The organism is Paenarthrobacter sp. PPS72, from assembly GCF_048537125.1.
Classification (GTDB): Bacteria; Actinomycetota; Actinomycetes; order Actinomycetales; family Micrococcaceae; genus Arthrobacter; species Arthrobacter nitroguajacolicus_E.
In genome coordinates, this window is the sequence record NZ_JBLYIE010000063.1 from 1 (window position 1) to 17,492 (window position 17,492).

The 17,492-nt window shown below is 60.3% G+C and carries 15 protein-coding genes; 3 read left to right on the forward strand and 12 right to left on the reverse strand.

Annotated elements, in window-relative coordinates; all coding sequences use genetic code 11:
* Positions 1-53: 53 nt before the first annotated feature.
* From ACLRGI_RS21235 to fdxA, 3 genes are all read right to left on the reverse strand, one after another.
* Positions 54-1,337 carry a citrate synthase gene (locus tag ACLRGI_RS21235; RefSeq protein ID WP_419203438.1) on the reverse strand — a complete coding sequence of 428 codons (1,284 nt, stop codon included), beginning with the start codon at positions 1,335-1,337 and terminating at the stop codon, positions 54-56.
* 232 nt (positions 1,338-1,569) lie between these two features.
* Positions 1,570-2,718, reverse strand: coding sequence for a succinyldiaminopimelate transaminase (gene dapC, locus ACLRGI_RS21240; RefSeq protein ID WP_419203439.1), 1,149 nt, complete (start codon positions 2,716-2,718; stop codon positions 1,570-1,572).
* A 12-nt stretch (positions 2,719-2,730) separates the two neighbouring features.
* Positions 2,731-3,057 carry a ferredoxin gene (fdxA, locus tag ACLRGI_RS21245; protein ID WP_017200392.1) on the reverse strand — a complete coding sequence of 109 codons (327 nt, stop codon included), beginning with the start codon at positions 3,055-3,057 and terminating at the stop codon, positions 2,731-2,733.
* A 198-nt stretch (positions 3,058-3,255) separates the two neighbouring features.
* Here fdxA and ACLRGI_RS21250 point away from each other — a divergent pair, with 198 nt between their 5' ends.
* A complete protein-coding gene (locus tag ACLRGI_RS21250; RefSeq protein WP_419203478.1) occupies positions 3,256-3,441 on the forward strand; it encodes a hypothetical protein in 186 nt (61 codons plus the stop codon).
* Here the strand turns inward: ACLRGI_RS21250 and ACLRGI_RS21255 are convergent.
* On the reverse strand, positions 3,377-3,805 hold the full coding sequence (locus ACLRGI_RS21255) for a hypothetical protein (protein ID WP_419203440.1): 429 nt from the start codon (positions 3,803-3,805) through the stop codon (positions 3,377-3,379). The two genes, ACLRGI_RS21250 and ACLRGI_RS21255, sit on opposite strands and share 65 nt — an antisense overlap.
* A 34-nt stretch (positions 3,806-3,839) precedes the next feature.
* The gene (typA, locus tag ACLRGI_RS21260) at positions 3,840-5,756 is read right to left on the reverse strand and encodes a translational GTPase TypA (protein WP_419203441.1); all 1,917 of its coding nucleotides are present in this window, start codon (positions 5,754-5,756) and stop codon (positions 3,840-3,842) included.
* Between the two features lie 190 nt (positions 5,757-5,946).
* Here typA and ACLRGI_RS21265 point away from each other — a divergent pair, with 190 nt between their 5' ends.
* Positions 5,947-6,882, forward strand: coding sequence for an SGNH/GDSL hydrolase family protein (locus ACLRGI_RS21265; RefSeq protein ID WP_419203442.1), 936 nt, complete (start codon positions 5,947-5,949; stop codon positions 6,880-6,882).
* A 171-nt stretch (positions 6,883-7,053) separates the two neighbouring features.
* Here ACLRGI_RS21265 and ACLRGI_RS21270 read toward each other — a convergent pair whose 3' ends face one another.
* The 6 genes from ACLRGI_RS21270 to ychF all read right to left on the reverse strand — a co-directional run bounded on the left by ACLRGI_RS21270 (position 7,054) and on the right by ychF (position 14,889).
* Positions 7,054-8,769, reverse strand: a complete 1,716-nt coding sequence (locus ACLRGI_RS21270) for an ABC transporter ATP-binding protein (protein ID WP_419203443.1) — start codon at positions 8,767-8,769, stop codon at positions 7,054-7,056.
* A gap of 11 nt (positions 8,770-8,780) precedes the next feature.
* Positions 8,781-9,764, reverse strand: a complete 984-nt coding sequence (locus ACLRGI_RS21275) for an ABC transporter permease (protein ID WP_419203444.1) — start codon at positions 9,762-9,764, stop codon at positions 8,781-8,783.
* Complete coding sequence (locus tag ACLRGI_RS21280) at positions 9,754-10,683, reverse strand: ABC transporter permease (RefSeq protein ID WP_419203445.1); 930 nt, start codon at positions 10,681-10,683, stop codon at positions 9,754-9,756. The genes ACLRGI_RS21275 and ACLRGI_RS21280 overlap by 11 nt, the downstream gene beginning before the upstream one ends.
* Before the next feature lie 208 nt (positions 10,684-10,891).
* Positions 10,892-12,526 carry a peptide ABC transporter substrate-binding protein gene (locus tag ACLRGI_RS21285; RefSeq protein ID WP_419203446.1) on the reverse strand — a complete coding sequence of 545 codons (1,635 nt, stop codon included), beginning with the start codon at positions 12,524-12,526 and terminating at the stop codon, positions 10,892-10,894.
* Positions 12,527-12,857: 331 nt separating this feature from the next.
* Positions 12,858-13,685: a hypothetical protein gene (locus tag ACLRGI_RS21290; protein ID WP_419203447.1), complete on the reverse strand. Its 828-nt coding sequence runs from the start codon at positions 13,683-13,685 to the stop codon at positions 12,858-12,860.
* A 118-nt stretch (positions 13,686-13,803) separates the two neighbouring features.
* Positions 13,804-14,889 (reverse strand): redox-regulated ATPase YchF, encoded by a 1,086-nt coding sequence (ychF, locus tag ACLRGI_RS21295; protein WP_419203448.1) that lies wholly within the window; start codon positions 14,887-14,889, stop codon positions 13,804-13,806.
* A gap of 110 nt (positions 14,890-14,999) precedes the next feature.
* Between ychF and ACLRGI_RS21300 the strand changes: the two genes are divergently transcribed.
* Positions 15,000-16,274, forward strand: a complete 1,275-nt coding sequence (locus ACLRGI_RS21300; RefSeq protein ID WP_419203449.1) for a DNA recombination protein RmuC — start codon at positions 15,000-15,002, stop codon at positions 16,272-16,274.
* Between the two features lie 125 nt (positions 16,275-16,399).
* Here ACLRGI_RS21300 and ACLRGI_RS21305 read toward each other — a convergent pair whose 3' ends face one another.
* Positions 16,400-17,485, reverse strand: coding sequence for a 4-hydroxy-3-methylbut-2-enyl diphosphate reductase (locus ACLRGI_RS21305; protein ID WP_419203450.1), 1,086 nt, complete (start codon positions 17,483-17,485; stop codon positions 16,400-16,402).
* Positions 17,486-17,492: the final 7 nt, after the last annotated feature.

The following is a 17,492-nucleotide window of genomic DNA, read 5'->3' on the forward strand; positions in this document are numbered from 1 at the left end:
GCCCACCTCGCGCGAGGTGGGCGGCCGCCGTCGTTATTGACTCTGTTGCCGTACTAGCTGGCCGGGTAGTTGCGCTCCGGCTCCCCTGTGTAGAGCTGCCGCGGACGGCCGATCTTGGTCTGGGGATCGTTGATCATCTCACGCCACTGGGCAATCCAGCCCGGGAGGCGTCCAATGGCGAAGAGAACCGTGAACATCTTCTCCGGGAAGCCCATGGCCTTGTAGATGAGGCCGGTGTAGAAGTCGACGTTCGGGTACAGCTTGCGCTGGATGAAGTAGTCGTCAGCCAGTGCCTTCTCTTCAAGGCGCATGGCGATGTCCAGCAGTTCATCGTTGCCGCCGAGCTTGCCCAGAACTTCGTGTGCCGTTGCCTTGATGATCTTGGCGCGGGGATCGTAGTTCTTGTAGACGCGGTGCCCGAAGCCCATGAGGCGGACGCCGTCTTCCTTGTTCTTGACCTTCTCCATGTAGTCCTCGGGCTTGATGCCGTCGGCCTGGATCTGGCGGAGCATCTTCAGCACGGCCTCGTTGGCGCCGCCGTGTGCAGGGCCAAAAAGGGCGTTGATGCCGGCGGACACCGAGGCGAAGAGGTTCGCGTTGGACGAGCCCACCAGTCGCACGGTGGACGTGGAACAGTTCTGCTCGTGGTCCGCGTGCAGGATGAGCAGCAGGTCCAGGGCCTTGACGACCACCGGGTCCATTTCGTACTGCTCGGCGGGGAGACCGAAGCTAAGACGCAGGAAGTTCTCCACCAGGTTCATGGAGTTGTCCGGGTAGAGCATGGGCTGCCCGATGGATTTCTTGTGGGCGTAAGCAGCGATGACCGGCAGCTTGGCCATGAGGCGGATGGTGGATACTTCCACGTGCTCCGCATTGAAGGGGTCCAGCGAGTCCTGGTAGAACGTGGACAGCGCCGAAACAGCCGAAGAGAGCACCGGCATGGGGTGGGCGTCGCGCGGGAAGCCACCGAAGAAGCCCTTGAGCTCTTCGTGTAGGAGCGTGTGGCGGCGGATCTTCTGGTCGAACTCTTCCAGCTCCGTGGGAGTGGGAAGGTTGCCGTAGATCAGCAGGTAGGAAACTTCGAGGAAGCTCGAGTGCTGCGCGAGCTGCTCGATGGGGTAGCCGCGGTAACGCAGAACGCCTGCGTCGCCGTCGATGTAGGTGATGGCCGAGGTGGTGGCCGCTGTGTTCATGAAGCCGGGGTCATAGGCGACGGCGCCCGTCTGCTTCAGCAGCTTGGAAACGTCGTAGCCTTCGTTTCCTTCTACAACCTTGATGCGCGGCAGTTCGAGCTCGCCGCCGGCATGGCGCAGTGTCGCGCTGGTGGTCTCAGTCATGGAGTCCCCTTCATGAGGCCTCAGGGCCTCTATCGAACGCTTGTCCAACCACCTTCTGGTGTCGCCGCCTTCGGCCCTACTGTTGCAGGGCTCCAACGGCCGAAGTGCTTTCTTAGAGAAGGCCACCATTGATAGTCAGTTAAAAAGCTACCGCCAGTAACCCTGCGGAACTAATCCGCATCATCCGGTTACTGGCGGAATGACGCCTTTAGTGGCGCAAGTCACAGCATTGTTATGAGGCTGTGGCAAGCCGTTCCACAGCGGAATCAATTCGCTCGTCACTGCCGGTGAGGGCAACCCGGATGAAGCCGTTGCCGGCATCCCCATAGAAAACACCCGGGCCAACTACGATGCCGAGTTCAGCGAACCGCGCCACCGTGTCCCATGTGGCTTCGCCGGCAGTGGACCACAAATACAGTCCTGCCTTGGATTGGTGGATCTCCAGACCGAACTTCTCCAGTGCCGGGACGATCCTCTCGCGGCGCCCCCGGTAAAGATCCTTCTGGGCCAGGACATGGCTGGCGTCACCCAGTGCGACACGCATGGCTTCCTGCACGGGGTAGGGAACGATCATGCCCGCATGCTTGCGGCTATTGACCAGATTGGCGATGATCGCGGAATCTCCAGCGACGAACGCGGCACGGTAGCCGGCAAGGTTGGACTGCTTGCTGAGCGAGTAGACGCACAGCAAGCCATCGGTGGAACCCCCAGTGACCCGGGGATCCAGGATGCTGGGGACGGCTTCTCCGTCACGCTGGGCATCCCACTCGCCCCATCCAAGCTCTGCGTAGCATTCGTCAGAGGCCACCACGGCACCCAGCTCCCGGGCCTGGCCCACGATCCGTTGGAGCGACTCAACGTCACTCACGCTGCCAGTGGGATTGCCTGGCGAGTTGATCCAGATCAAGCGGACCTTCGCACGCGTTGCCGGATCAAGTTCATCCAGGTCATCAGCGGCAACGGCCGTGGCGCCTGCCAGCGAGGCGCCGATGTCATAGGTGGGGTAGGCAACGGTGGGACGGACAACGACGTCGCCAGCGCTCAAGCCCAGCAGGAACGGCAACCACGCCACGAGCTCCTTGGATCCCACAGTCGGCATGACGTCTTTGGGGTCCAGCCCCGGGACGCTGCGACGGCTGGCGAACCAGTCCACAACCGCCTGCCGTAAGGACTCCGTACCGTGGACCGTGGGATAGCCATGGGCATCAGCGGCATTTGCCAGAGCCTCGCGGATCACCCCGGGCGTGGGATCAACCGGCGTTCCGATGGAGAGGTTAACTATACCGCCAGGGTGCTTGGCAGCCGTGGCAACATACGGCGCCATGGCCTCCCAAGGGTAGTCAGGCAGGTTCAGGCCGAAAGCCGGCGCCGCGGAAATCAAGGAAACTACCGCCTAGTGGTCTTGGTTCTGCGGGGGCAGTGCAGCGATGTACGGGTGATCCTTGCCGGTGTTGCCGATCTTGGCGGCACCGCCCGGGGAACCGAGGTCATCAAAGAACTCCACATTGGCCTTGTAGTAATCGGCCCATTCTTCCGGAGTGTCATCCTCGTAATAGATGGCCTCAACCGGGCACACGGGTTCGCAAGCACCACAGTCGACGCATTCATCGGGGTGGATGTAGAGGGAGCGCTCACCTTCGTAAATGCAGTCGACCGGGCATTCTTCAATACATGCCTTGTCCTTGACATCCACACACGGCTGCGCGATTACGTACGTCACGTCCCAGACCTCTCCACGGTTTGTCCCGGCGATGGCCGGGGTAATACGGCCGGCATCATGCCGGGCACTGAACTTCCGAGCCTATTATCCAACAGTGCGCTGACGCCAACCTAGCCCGCGTCTTAGTATGAAACGGTGACTCCCCCGAATTTGCCGCCCCGACAATTCCTCCTCACCGCAGAACCAGGCATTCGGGTGGTGGTCCGGTACAGGATTGATGACGGGTTGACCGACGCTTTGGGCTATCTGGTGGAGACCACCGAAGGTTTCTGTACCGTCCGCACCCGTACGGCCGACGTCGAAATTCCGCTGGATATGGTTATGGCGGCGAAAGAGGTTCCACCGCCACCGCCCCGGCGGCAGGGCGTCCGCGTCGCCAACTGAGGACTTGTCGGCTGCCGACCACAAGCATGATTAACGTCACTACACCGATGCCGAAGACCCACACATTGCCCGCGGCGTCTCCAAGTATCAGCCGCTTGGCCGGACCGGATGAGGACAGGATTCCGACGGCGGCGTAGCTCACCACGCCTGCCACCGCCGTCGGAATCACCGAGCGGGACCATGCAGCCAGCCACAACTGCACTGACGCAAGCAGCAGCAAGGCTGCTGCCACGCCCCACGGGAGTTCGACGCCGGCCCAAAGCATGGCCTGCCGATGCAGTACTGTGCCTGCCAGGGCAACGAAAAGAGCCGCCGGCACGGCCGCGGCAATGCCACGAACCGAACCGGCGGCTCCTTTCTTCATTCAGCTGTTCCGAACTGGTTCAGGCCAGTTGGGACTAGGACTTGGCGCGGGCGCGGTTGGCCTTGGCGCGTTCGTTGGAGTCCAGGATGACCTTACGGATACGGATGGCATCCGGGGTTACCTCAACGCACTCGTCTTCGCGGGCGAATTCGAGTGACTCTTCGAGGGTGAGATCGCGCGGCGGCGTCAGGTTTTCGAAGGTGTCGGAGGAAGCGGCACGCATGTTGGTGAGCTTCTTTTCCTTGGTGATGTTGACGTCCATGTCATCAGCGCGGGAGTTCTCGCCAACAATCATGCCTTCGTAAACCTCGGAGGTGGGCTTCACGAAGAAGGAACCGCGCTCCTGGAGGTTAATCATGGCGAAGGGCGTAACAACGCCTGCGCGGTCGGCAATCATCGAACCGTTGGTACGGTATTCGATCGGTCCGGCCCAGGGCTCGTAACCTTCCGAGATGGAGGCAGCGATACCCGCGCCACGGGTGTCCGTCAGGAACCGGGTACGGAAGCCGATCAGGCCACGTGCAGGAACGATGAATTCCATGCGGCACCAGCCGGTGCCATGGTTGGCCATGTTGGTCATGCGGCCCTTGCGGGCAGCCATGAGCTGCGTGACGGCGCCGAGGTATTCCTCGGGCACATCGATGGTCATGTGTTCCATCGGCTCGTGCAGCTTGCCGTCGATGGTCTTGGTGACAACCTGCGGCTTGCCAACGGTCAGCTCGAAGCCTTCACGACGCATCTGCTCAACCAGGATGGCCAGCGCGAGCTCGCCACGACCCTGGACTTCCCAGGCGTCGGGACGCTCGGTGGGGAGAACCTTGATGGAGACGTTACCGATCAGTTCCTTGTCCAGGCGATCCTTCACCTGGCGGGCAGTAACCTTGGCACCCTTGACCTTGCCGGCCAGCGGCGAGGTGTTGATACCGATGGTCATGGAGATCGCGGGATCGTCCACGGTGATCAGCGGCAGCGGCTGCGGGTTCTCGGCGTCGGTGAGGGTCTCACCAATCGTGATTTCCTCGATGCCGGCGACGGCGACAATCTCGCCGGGACCTGCGGATTCGGCAGGAACACGGGTGAGTGCCTTGGTAGCGAGGAGTTCGGTGATCTTGACGTTCTTGAGTTCACCGTTTGCCCGTGCCCAGGCAACCGTCTGACCCTTGCGGAGCGTGCCGTTGTAGATGCGGAGCAGGGCGAGGCGGCCAAGGAACGGCGATGCGTCCAGGTTGGTCACGTGTGCCTGCAGCACGCCATCCGGGTTGTAAGTGGGAGCCGGGATGTGCTCGATGATGGTCTTGAAGAGGGGCTCGAGGTCCTCGTTCTCCGGAGCCGAGCCGTTGTCCGGCTGGTCCAGGGAAGCGCGGCCAACCTTGGCGGCTGCGTAGACGACGGGAACTTCCAGGACCTTGTCCAGGTCCAGGTCCGGAACTTCGTCGGCGAGGTCCGAAGCGAGGCCCAGGAGCAGGTCCATGGACTCGTGGACAACTTCGTCGATGCGGGCGTCGGGACGGTCGGTCTTGTTGACCAGGAGGATGACCGGGAGGTGCGCGGCAAGGGCCTTGCGGAGCACGAAGCGGGTCTGGGGCAGGGGGCCCTCGGAGGAGTCGACCAGCAGGACGACGCCGTCAACCATGGAGAGACCGCGCTCTACCTCGCCACCGAAGTCGGCGTGGCCGGGGGTGTCGATGACGTTGATGGTGATGGTTTCGCCGTTGGACGACGGGCCGTTGTAGGCAACCGTGGTGTTCTTGGCGAGGATGGTGATGCCCTTTTCGCGCTCCAGGTCACCGGAGTCCATGACACGGTCCTCAACCTCACCATGGGAAGCGAAGGAGTTGGTCTGCTTGAGCATGGCGTCGACCAGGGTGGTCTTGCCGTGGTCAACGTGTGCGACGATCGCGACGTTGCGCAGATCGCTCCGCGACGCAGTGTTGGTGATGGTTTCAGACATGCGTTAATGACTCGTTTCAGTGGTGAAGTCAGCTGTTTGTATCCGCGCGCATACCTGATCGACTTGATCGGAACACACAGCGAAAAGACCCCGGGACACAGGGCACCTGCATCCAGTCTAAACGCAGTTGCATTTCTGAGCCTAAAAAGCAAGCTAATCTGCGCTGCAATGTGGCGCTGCTCACACTTGGATGCCGTTACGTAATCGCAAGTCCAGATGCTGGATTTTCCCTCCTCCGTGCACCATGATGGGCTGCAGAACCAGTGCCACGTGGAGAACAACGATGCGACAAGCTCCGGCCGTGTTCCGACTGCTCGCACCATTGATCGCCATAGGCGTTCTCTCGGTAGGCTGCGGATCAAGCCCAGCGCCAATCACCGCCCCCTCTGGATCAACCGCGCCCGGACCAGCGCAGACAGCGGCAGCTGATAAACCGCTCAGGATTGCACCTGCCCCCAGCTCGCTCAACCTGCCCGTGGGCTCGCTGTACAAGAACCCCGCCAACAACCGCAGCGAACTGGTTCTCGCGGACGTGCGCCACACCGCAGTACTTATTGGCGACTCCCAGTCGATGCCGAAGGACTCCTGGCCGCAGCAGGCCATCGCCGCCATGGGCTACAAGTTGCACGTAGTGGGCATGGGTGGCACAGGCTTCGTGGCCACCAACGGAAAGACCGGCAACTACATCGACGCACTGCAGCGCGGTGACTGGGTGCTGCCCTTCGGCGACCCGCCGTTGATCGTGATCCAAGGTGGTGGCAACGATGCCACCCAACGTGCCACCGACGCCCAGATCACCAGCAACGCCGAGCGGCTTCTCGCGGCCCTGAAGAAGCGCTACCCTGGCACCACAATAGCCATGATTGGAACCCTGGCCAGGGGCGTGAGCAACGGAGGCGGACGCCGCACGGAGATAGATGCCCTCCTGGGTCGTATCGCCGCCAAGCACGGAATACCGTTCGTCAGCGCAGGCGACTGGCTCACCCGCTACAACGCGATCGGCGACCTCCAGGACGGAGTTCACTTGAAGCCGGCCGGGCATGCAAAGCTGGGCGCCGCGCTGGCTCACGAATTCGCCGCCCTTGGCCTGACGGCACGCCCCGACAGCGCCGAGCCGGCGAAGTAGCCGCCGCCGTCGTCGTAGCTTTCGTTGTAAGGCCCGCTCTGCGCGCTTCGTGAGCGCTACGACACGCACAGCGGGCCTCACAATGCGAGGTAAACGGCAAGAGCCGGCGGTTCCCTTAATCGGGAACCACCGGCTCTGTTGCAGAACGGCTAACGAAACTTACGACGCCGGTCAGGCCACTTCAGGGGGCAACAGCAGGGAACCGCCCGGGATAGCGTCCAAAAGGGCCTGCGTGTATGCCTCACGGGGGTTGTCAAAGACGTCATCCGTGCTACCCGTTTCCACGAGCTTGCCCTTCTGCATGACACAGACGTGATCCGCGATCTGCCGCACCACAGCGAGGTCGTGCGTGATGAACAGGTACGTCAGGCCGAGGTTGTCCTGCAGGTCAGCCAAGAGATTCAGGACCTGGGCCTGAACAAGGACGTCCAGCGCCGAGACGGCTTCGTCGCAGATGATGACTTCCGGGTCCAAGGCCAAGGCGCGAGCAATGGCAATGCGCTGACGCTGGCCTCCGGAGAGCTCGTTGGGGTACCGGCGCATGGTGGACTGCGGCAGGGCCACCTGATCCAAAAGCTCGCGGACCTTCTTTTCACGACTGGCCTTGGTACCGATCTTGTGGGTCCTCAACGGTTCTTCAATGGTGCGGAAGATGTTGTACATGGGGTCGAGGGAACCGTACGGATCCTGGAAGATCGGCTGCACCCGACGACGGAACTTGAACAGGTCCCTACTGCTGAGGGTGGATGTGTCGACGCCGTCAAAGATGATTTTTCCGGATGTCGGTTCCAGCAGGTTGAGAACCATCTGCGCCACGGTTGACTTGCCGGATCCCGACTCGCCAACAATTGCCGTGGTAGTTCCGCGTTTGACAGCAAAAGATACAGAGTCGACGGCAGTGAAATCCGTAGACTTACCGATGCCGCCGCGAAGCTTGAAGACCTTGGTCAGGTTTTCAACCTTCAACACTTCCTCCGGCAACGCCGCCTCGATAACCACCGGCTCAGTAGGAGCCAGCAGCTCGTCCGATTCGATGCCCTGCTCCTTGGCAACCTGAATACGGCGTGAAGCCAGCGAAGGCGCCGAAGCGACAAGTCGTTTGGTGTAGGGGTGTCGTGGGTTGCGGAGCAACTCAAGTGAAGGACCTGACTCCACAACCTGGCCTTTGTACATGACAACCACTTTGTCCGCGCGCTCGGCTGCGAGGCCGAGGTCGTGGGTAATAAGAAGTACGGCCGTTCCCAGCTCAGAGGTCATCTTGTCCAAGTGATCCAGAATCTGGCGCTGGACCGTGACGTCAAGGGCGGAAGTCGGTTCATCCGCAATCAGGAGGCGCGGCTGGCACGAAAGTCCGATCGCAATCAGTGCGCGCTGGCGCATGCCTCCGGAGAATTCGTGCGGGTACTGCTTGGCCCGGCGGGAAGCATCGGGCAGGCCCGCCTCGGAAAGCACTTTAGCCACGTCATCAGGCCCGGAAGGAAGACCGTTCGCTTTCAACGTCTCCTTGACTTGGAAACCGATTTTCCACACGGGGTTCAGGTTGGACATCGGGTCCTGTGGAACCATGCCGATGGAATTGCCGCGCAGCTCGATCATCCGCTTCTCGCTGGCATGGGCAATGTCTTCGCCGTCAAAGAGAATTTCTCCGGCGGCTACCCGCCCATTCCCGGGAAGCAAGCCAATGGCCGCCAAGGCGGAGGTGGATTTGCCTGAGCCTGACTCCCCCACAATCGCCACAGTTTCGCCGGGCATGACCGTGAGATGGGCGTTCCTCACCGCGTTAACCTCACCGTTACTGGTGGTGAAGTTGATAGCGAGGTTCTTGATCTCCAGCAGCGGACGCTCCGAGCCGGCGACTTCTTCCTTGATGTGAACTGAAGAGTTCATGGCTTCGCCTTTCATCGTTTACGCGCCTTGGGGTCCAGGGCATCCCGCAAAGCATCGCCCAACATGATGAAGCTCAAGACTGTTATGGAAAGAGCTATGGCGGGATACAGCAAGGGCATCGGGTTGGACCGCAGTGATGCCTGCGCCGCTTGAATGTCATTACCCCACGACATGACGCTCGGGGGCAGCCCAATACCCAGGAAGGAAAGGGTCGATTCAGCAACGATGAAGGTGCCGAGGGAGATGGTGGCCACGACGATGATCGGGGCCAGCGAGTTTGGCAGCACGTGGCGCAGGAGCGACCGGAAACGCGACACACCAAGTGACCGGGCCGCCATGACAAAGTCAGCATTCCTGACCTCAATCACCGCGCCTCTGGTAATGCGGGCGATCTGCGGCCAGCCAAAGACGATGAGGATCAACACCAGAGTCCACACCGTGCGGTTGGCCCGGAAAACGGGAAGCTGCATCATGACAATTGCGCCCAGGATAAGCGGCAATGCAAAGAAGATGTCCGTCAGGCGGGCCAAGAGGGCATCAGCCCAGCCACCGTAGTAGCCGGCGAGTGCACCAACAACACCGCCGAAAAGAACGACGCCGATGGTCGTGAAGAGGCCAACGGTCACCGACGAGCGGGTACCAAAGATCACGCGCGCGTAGACGTCACAGCCCTGCTGGGTAAAACCGAGCGGGTGTCCGCTGGTTGGTCCGCCGTCCGAGTTGGCCAGTTGGCAAGCCTCGGAGGACGGATCGATCTGTGAGAACAAGCCGGGGAAGAGTGACACCACCACAACGGCCAGGATCATGATCGCCGAGATGATGAACAGTGGCTGCTTGCGCAGGTTCTTCCATGCCTCGCCCCACAGGCTTGAGGGGGCACTGTCTTCCTTGACCTTGTCGGTGGCCTGGAGCGGCGTTTCGTCAAGATCGGCAACGAAGTGCTCGATGTGTCGCCGGGTGGTGTCCTGCCCGGTCAGGTTACTTTCAGGAGTCATAGCGGATCCTTGGGTCAAGCCAGGCGTATAGGAGGTCAACAAGCAGGTTGGAGAGGCAGTAGATCAACACCAACACCGTGACAATCGAGACCACTGTGGGTCCCTCACCCGACAAGACGGCCCGATAAAGCCTGTTGCCCACGCCGGGAACGTTGAAGATACCTTCTGTGACAATCGCTCCACCCATGAGGGTGCCAAGATCCGCTCCCAGGAACGTCACCACCGGAATAAGGGAGTTCCGCAGGATGTGGACATTGACAACCCTGAATCGGGACAAGCCCTTGGCCGTCGCTGTCCGGACGTAGTCGGCGTTCATGTTCTCGATGACGCTGGTCCGGGTCAAGCGCAAAACGTACGCAAAGGAAGCCAGGCCCAGGACAATCGCTGGAAGGATAAGGTCTTGGACTGTGGCTGCCGCACTGACAGTCGGTTTCGCCCACCCCAACTGCACACCGATGAAGAACTGAAGAATGAAGCCGAGCACGAAGATCGGGATTCCGATAACGATCAGCGACGCAATCAGTACGGTGCCGTCGAAGAGCTTGCCCTTGCGAAGACCTGCGATGAGCCCGAAGGCGATGCCGAAGACCGCTTCAAAGATCAGAGCCATCACAGCAAGGCGGGCTGTGACCGGGAAGACTTCGCCTAGAACCGCGGCGATCGGCCGACCGGAGAAGTCCTGGCCGAGGTCGAACGTGAAGATGCTCTTCAGATAGAGCAAGTATTGAATGATGAAGGGCTGATCCAGGTTGTACTGTGCCCTCAGTTTCGCAGCAACAGCTTCATTAACGGGCTTATCGCCGAAGAGGGCGGCGATGGGGTCGCCGGGAAGACTGAAAACCAGGAAATAGACCAGCAGCGTAGCACCCAGGAAAACGGGAATCAGCTGGAGGAATCGCTTAAGGATGTATGCGGCCATCAGCGCATCACACCCCGATCAGCAGGCACCCTGTCCAGGGGTGCAGCGGTGTTGTTCATTGAAGAACCTTTTCGTCTGATGTGCAAACGTTCCATGCCAAGGCAAAGTAAGCCTGCACAAGGACGCCCAACCGGAGTTGGGCGTCATTGATTTGCAACAAGATACGGCGGCGAAGGCGCTCAACAGAGCACCCACGCCGCCGCTTCGCTTACTTGCCAGTGATGTTGTAGTACAGCGGGACGCCGTTCCAGCCGTAGTCAACGTTCGTGACGCTGTCGCTCCAGCCGCCCTGGGCCACTTGGTACCACAGTGGAATAGCCGGCAGATCCCTGAGCAGGAACTCCTGCGCCTTGTTCATCGCTTTGTTGCCGTCAGCAACCGAGGGTGCCGATAGTCCATCAGAGAGCGTCTTGTCGAACTCGGGGTTCTCATAGCGGGCATCGTTCGAGCTGACGCCAGTCTTGTAGATCGGTCCGAGGAAGTTGTACAGCGACGGATAGTCGCCCTGCCATCCGGCGCGGATGGCTCCGGTCAGCTTGCCTGTGGTTGCGAGATCGCGAGCTTCCTTGAACGTTGCGAACGGAAGGCCCTCGGCCTTGATGCCGAGGTTGTTCTTCAGCTGGTTCGTAAGAGCTTCAACCCAAGCCTTGTGCCCACCCTTGTCAGCGTTGTACGCAATGGTGAATGCAGTGTTCGGGTCCCACTTTTGGATGGCATCAGCCTTGGCCCAGAGATCCTTGGCCTTGGTGACGTCGAAGTTCAGATTTTCCGAGCCCGGAATGCTGTCGCTGTAACCGTCCAAGACAGGGGCTGTGAAGTCCTTGGCTGGCTGACGACCGCCGCTGAAGATCACCTTTGTGATCTCTTCCCGGTTGATGGCCATGGAGATTGCCTGTCGACGGAGCTTACCGGCTTCACCGCTCCATTCCGGAAGGTATTCCGGGATGGCGATGGTCTGGTTGCCGGCGTAAGGCTTCTCGATGAAGCGGTCACCCAGATCCGACTTGAAGTTTTTCAGCGCACTCGTGGGAATGACCTGCAGGATATCCAGGTTATTGGACAGAAGATCCTGGTAGGCGGCGTCATCGTTCTGGAAGATCTTGAATGTCACACCGCCATTCTTTGCCTTGCGGGGACCGTTGTAGTCGGGGTTCGGGACGAGCTGAATCTGAACGTTGTGCTGCCAGCCGCTTTCGGCCATCTTGTAAGGACCGTTACCTACCGGCTTCTCCCCATACGTCTTGGGATCAGCAAGTGCAGGTGTCGGAACGGGCATGAACGCGGTGTAGCCGAGTCGAAGCGGCCAGTCAGACTCCGGTTGCTTCAGTTCGACTGTGAAAGTGGTGTCGTCCACTACCTTCAAGCCGGACATGGTCTCGACGGTGGAACCTTCTGCGCTGGTCTCATCGAAACCCTTGATGCTGGAGAAGAAGTCCGCGCCCAACTGTGCGTTCTTAGCAGCGGCACCATAGTTCCACGCATCAACGAATGTCTTGGCCGTGATGGCCTCGCCGTTAGTGAACTTCTGGTCCTTCTTCAGCTTGATGGTGAAGTTCTGCGCGTCAGGTGCCTCGATGGACTCCGCCAACTCGTTGACGGGCTTACCGGAAGGGTCGTAGCTAACGAGGCCGGCGAAAAGGAGCTCGGCAATCTTGCCACCGCCGACTTCGTTGATGTCTGCGGGCATCAGTGGGCGCTGTGGCTCCGAACCGTCAGCAATGATGACCTTGTTCGGATCACCGGCCGATGTGCCAGAGTCGTTGCTGCCGCCACCGCATCCGGTAGCTGCGAGGGCGATGATCGCCGCTACGCCTAGAGCTTTGGAAGTGCGCGAGAAACGCATTCCGCCTCCTATGAGTCGTGGAGTTGAACAGGGGAAATTCGTGATTTCCCCCAGGCAAGGCACAGATAGCTACTGTGACGTTGCCTACATGTGTGTGTAAGCCTACCCACATTGCGTCCGGATGTTGGGACATGCTGGCCAAACTGTAACCGTTCCGCAACCTCCACATGCCTAAATTGGCGGGGATTTCAAGTCAAACCCTACTCGGTGGTAATATTCGCTGTCTGACAGCAGGACAGGACGGATTCCGCGCAAAAAAGGACCCCGGTTCTGTTGAACCAGGGTCCTCGGAATTCCCATGCTTACCGCTTGAATGATTTACGTCGACCCCCTACTCGAGGAGCCGGTACCCGCGGACTGACTGAATTTCGTTCTTGAAGAACGTCCGGCTGTACCAGCCGACATCGAAGCCATAGGTCGCCCCGATGATGAATTCCGCTGCGACTTCTTCCCGGTTATCGAAGCCAACGCCCCGGGATATTCCCAAAGTCCCGCAGTTGGTGGTCTTCACCAGGACTGAGGCGGTCGAAGCTCCCCCTCGTGTTCCGCCTGAGCTGGTTCTCGGCTCTGCCGATACGACCTCGCACTGAAATGTCCGCACGTCTTTCGAGTCCAACCAGGGACCAAGAAGGACGAAGACCAGGACAGAGACCATAGGAACGGCCAGCCAGGCCAAAAAGAAATCCATACCTGACAGCTTCTTGCGCTGCGTCTGGGTCGCCTGGGTAGCTTGACGCTCCACAGGTGCTAGTCCAAGTTCGCTTAGGCGTGAATTAAGCTTGAGGGCAGCCGCCTCCTGCTTTTTGCGCGCGTACACGGATCGACACTGCGCCGTGGTCCAACCGGCTTTCCGGTAAGCTGCCCACTGCCTGCGGGCAGGCGCCTCAATGACGAACAAGACCAAGGCCACGACGAACGCAAGTACCTGGCTGAGGCCTCCGAACATGAGGCCGAAGACGGCTATGTTAGCGACCATCTCCGGATCCGCATGAAGCTCATGACCGGTACTGTCCATGTATCCAAAGAACATTCCCATGACAATGGCCGGGAGGGGAATGAACAGGGCATACCGCCAGAGATAGGACCAAAAGAGCCAATGGGCCGGAGGCGTCGTTCCCACTGACGGCAGGGATGTTCCAGTCACGGTCCCATCACTCATGGTTCTCTCCTCGGGCGATGATGCGAGGCGCGACTTTTCGGTCGTCTCTGACTGCGGGATGGCCGTCTCGCGGCACACGAGTCACTGCCGCGGGACAACATCAGAACAAACGACGAAATCACACGTTGAAGCGGAACTCCACCACGTCGCCGTCGGCCATCACGTACTCTTTGCCTTCGATCCGCACCTTGCCGCGGGACTTTGCCTCGGCCATGGAACCGGCATCAATGAGGTCATCGAAGGAGACAACTTCTGCCTTGATGAAGCCGCGCTGGAAATCAGAGTGGATCACGCCTGCGGCCTGGGGTGCGGTGTCGCCCTGGCGAATGGTCCAGGCACGGGTTTCCTTGGGACCGGCCGTGAGGTAAGTCTGCAGGCCGAGGGTGTGGAAGCCGACGCGCGCCAACTGGTCCAGGCCGGATTCGCTCTGCCCGTTCATTTCCAGCATCTCGCGGGCCTCTTCCTCGTCCAATTCAACAAGGTCGGCTTCAAGCTTGGCATCAAGGAACACTGCATCTGCGGGAGCCACCAAAGCGCGCAGCTCGTCCTGCTTTTCCTGGTCACCCAGGATTCCTTCATCGGCGTTGAAGACGTAAATGAAAGGCTTGGCCGTGAGAAGTCCGAGCTCCTTGAGGTGCCCCATCTCCAGCTTGTCGCTCTTGATCGAGGAGAAAATGGTGTCGCCGCGTTCCAGAACTGCCTGGGCTGCGTTGATGGCGGCCAGTTCGGCTGCATCGCGCTTCTTGATCTTGACTTCTTTTTCGATGCGCGGGATCGCGTTTTCAATGGTCTGAAGGTCTGCCAGGATCAGCTCGGTGTTGATGGTCTCCATGTCGGAGCGCGGATCAACCTTGCCGTCAACGTGGATGACGTCGGGGTCGTCAAAGACACGAACGACCTGCGCGATGGCCTCTGCCTCGCGGATGTTAGCGAGGAACTTGTTGCCCAGGCCTTCGCCTTCGGAGGCGCCCTTCACAATGCCGGCGATGTCCACGAAGGACACGGGAGCGGGAAGCAACTTCTGCGAACCGAAGATCTCTGCCAGCTTCGCCAGACGGGGATCCGGGAGGTTGACTACTCCCACGTTCGGTTCGATCGTTGCGAACGGATAGTTCGCAGCGAGCACCTGATTACGGGTCAGTGCGTTGAAAAGAGTTGATTTGCCGACGTTGGGCAGTCCGACGATGCCAATAGTAAGAGCCACGAGCATTGATTCTACCCGTTGGAACCATGTCCGCGGTTGTTCCCTCCCTCAATCGATACAGCGGCTGCAGCCTCGCTAAAACTGTCGTACCCCTATGACAGGGTTGCTTCATGGATGGATTTGGATTGGTTTTGGCCCTGCTCATGCTGCTGATTGGCGCTGCGGTTGGTCTCGCGGCCGGCTACGTTGTCTTCCGACGCCGGGGCGCCGGCTTGGAAGAGGACTTCGACGCCGTTTCGGCGCGGCTCTCAGAGGTGACGGCACAGCTGGCAGCGGCCGACGCCGAACGTCGGCTTTTGTTTACACAGAACCGCGAGCTGAGCGCGGCAAGGAATTCTGATGGCAGCGTGCTGCGTGCTCTCGCTCCCGTGGCGGAAAAGCTGACGGCGGTACAGCAGCAGGTGTCGCTCCTTGAGAGGGACAGGGTGGAGCAGTACGGGCAACTTGCCCAGCAGCTGCAGGACGCACGTTCGTCAGATGAACAGCTCTTGCGGTCAACGCATGCTTTGGCCTCCGCGCTGCGTTCCAACAGTGCACGCGGCCAGTGGGGCGAGGTCCAGCTCCGAAGGGTGGTGGAGGCCTCGGGAATGCTCCGGCACGTGGATTTCCACGAGCAGGTTCATTCGGGCCGTAGCGACAACACGCTGCGGCCGGACCTTGTGGTTCAGCTTCCCGGTGGGAAACAACTGGTGGTTGATGCCAAGGTCCCGCTGGCTTCCTACCTCGCCGCGCAGGAACAACTCCATGGAGACGGTTCCTTCGGTGAGTCGGTGGGACCCACCGTCAACCACGACTCCAAGACGCTTTTGTCACAGCATGCAAAGGCGCTCAAGGCTCACATCGATGCTCTTGCAGCCAAAAAATACTGGGACATCCCCGGGAACTCCCCCGAGCTGGTGATCTGCTTTCTTCCGGCGGAGTCCATCCTGGCATCAGCCCTTGAAGCCGACCCGGCCCTGCTTGAACACGCCCTGTCCAGGAACGTTGTCCTGGCATCGCCCGGGACCCTGCTGGCAGTCCTCAAGTCGGTTGCCTTCACGTGGCGACAGGACGTCCTCACGGACAGTGCCCACGAGCTGTTCGAGCTCGCCAAGCAACTGTACGAGCGCATGGGCACTTTGGGCGAGAACGTTGGAAAGCTCGGAACCTCTTTGAAGACATCCGTGGATCGCTACAACGCCATGGTGGGAACGCTGGAGGCACGGGTACTCCCGACTGCGCGCAAGCTCAACTCCATGGACGATGCTGGTCTTGCCGCACCGATGTCCGTGGAGGCCGTCCCCCGCGCCTTGGCAGCCCCGGAATTGCTGGCTGTCGACACCCGAGGGCATCAGGATTCGACGCAGGGCCATGAGGACAGCGAAGACCGGGAGTCGGCCGCCTAAAGGAGTCAGTACTGAGACTCGTTTATAGACGGAACCGGCGCTCAGTGCTTAACGGAACCGGCCCGCAGTGGAAGCTTTCCCGTAGGAAGGCAACCACTGCGGGCCAATGTTGTATGCAGTAGCGGCTAGGACGTCTGACGGTTCCCACGGCCGCCGACGGCACGTGTCACGTCGCCGGCTTTCTTCAAGGTGGCGCGCAGCTCCTTGGGAAGCGAGAAAAGCAGGTCTTCCTCTGCCGTCACCACTTCCTGGACTTCGCCGTAACCGTAGTCAGCCAGGAGTCGCAGAACATCCTTGACGAGCACCTCAGGAACCGAAGCTCCCGAAGTCACGCCCACGGTTGCGACGCCCTCGAACCAGGACTCGTCCACTTCATTGGCGAAGTCCACACGGTAAGAACTCCTGGCACCGTATTCGAGGGCTACCTCAACCAAGCGGACGGAGTTCGAAGAGTTAGCCGATCCCACTACGATGACGAGGTCAGCCTGCGGTGCGATCTTCTTGATGGCCACCTGACGGTTGGTGGTGGCATAGCAAATGTCGTCGCTGGGCGGATCCTGCAGCGTGGGGAACCGGTCCTTCAGCAGGCGAACGGTTTCCATGGTTTCGTCCACGCTTAGCGTGGTCTGCGAGAGCCAGATGGTTTTCTCCGGATCACGAACAGTGACCTTATCCACCTCATGCGGTCCGTTGATGATCTGGATATGCTCCGGGGCTTCACCGGCGGTTCCTTCGACTTCCTCATGACCCTCGTGGCCGATGAGCAGGATGTCGTAGTCTTCCTTGGCGAAGCGGACCGCTTCTTTATGGACTTTTGTCACCAGGGGGCACGTGGCATCGATAGTGCGCAACCCACGGTCCTCAGCTGACTGAACCACAGCAGGAGAGACACCATGCGCCGAGAAGATCACCAGGGCACCTTCGGGGACCTCGTCGGTCTCCTCAACGAAGATGGCCCCTTGTTCCTCCAGGGAGCTGACCACATGCACGTTGTGGACAATCTGCTTGCGTACGTAGACAGGAGGACCGTAGTGCTCCAAGGCCTTCTCCACAGCAATGACAGCCCGGTCCACGCCGGCGCAATACCCTCGGGGAGCCGCCAACAGGACCTTCTTGGGACCCGTGACGGGCGCCGCTGCCTGAACCTCTTCCGGGGAACGGCGTCTGCGTGGCACCGTGGGCATAGGAATGGAAACTGCTGTGCTGGTCATTCCTCCA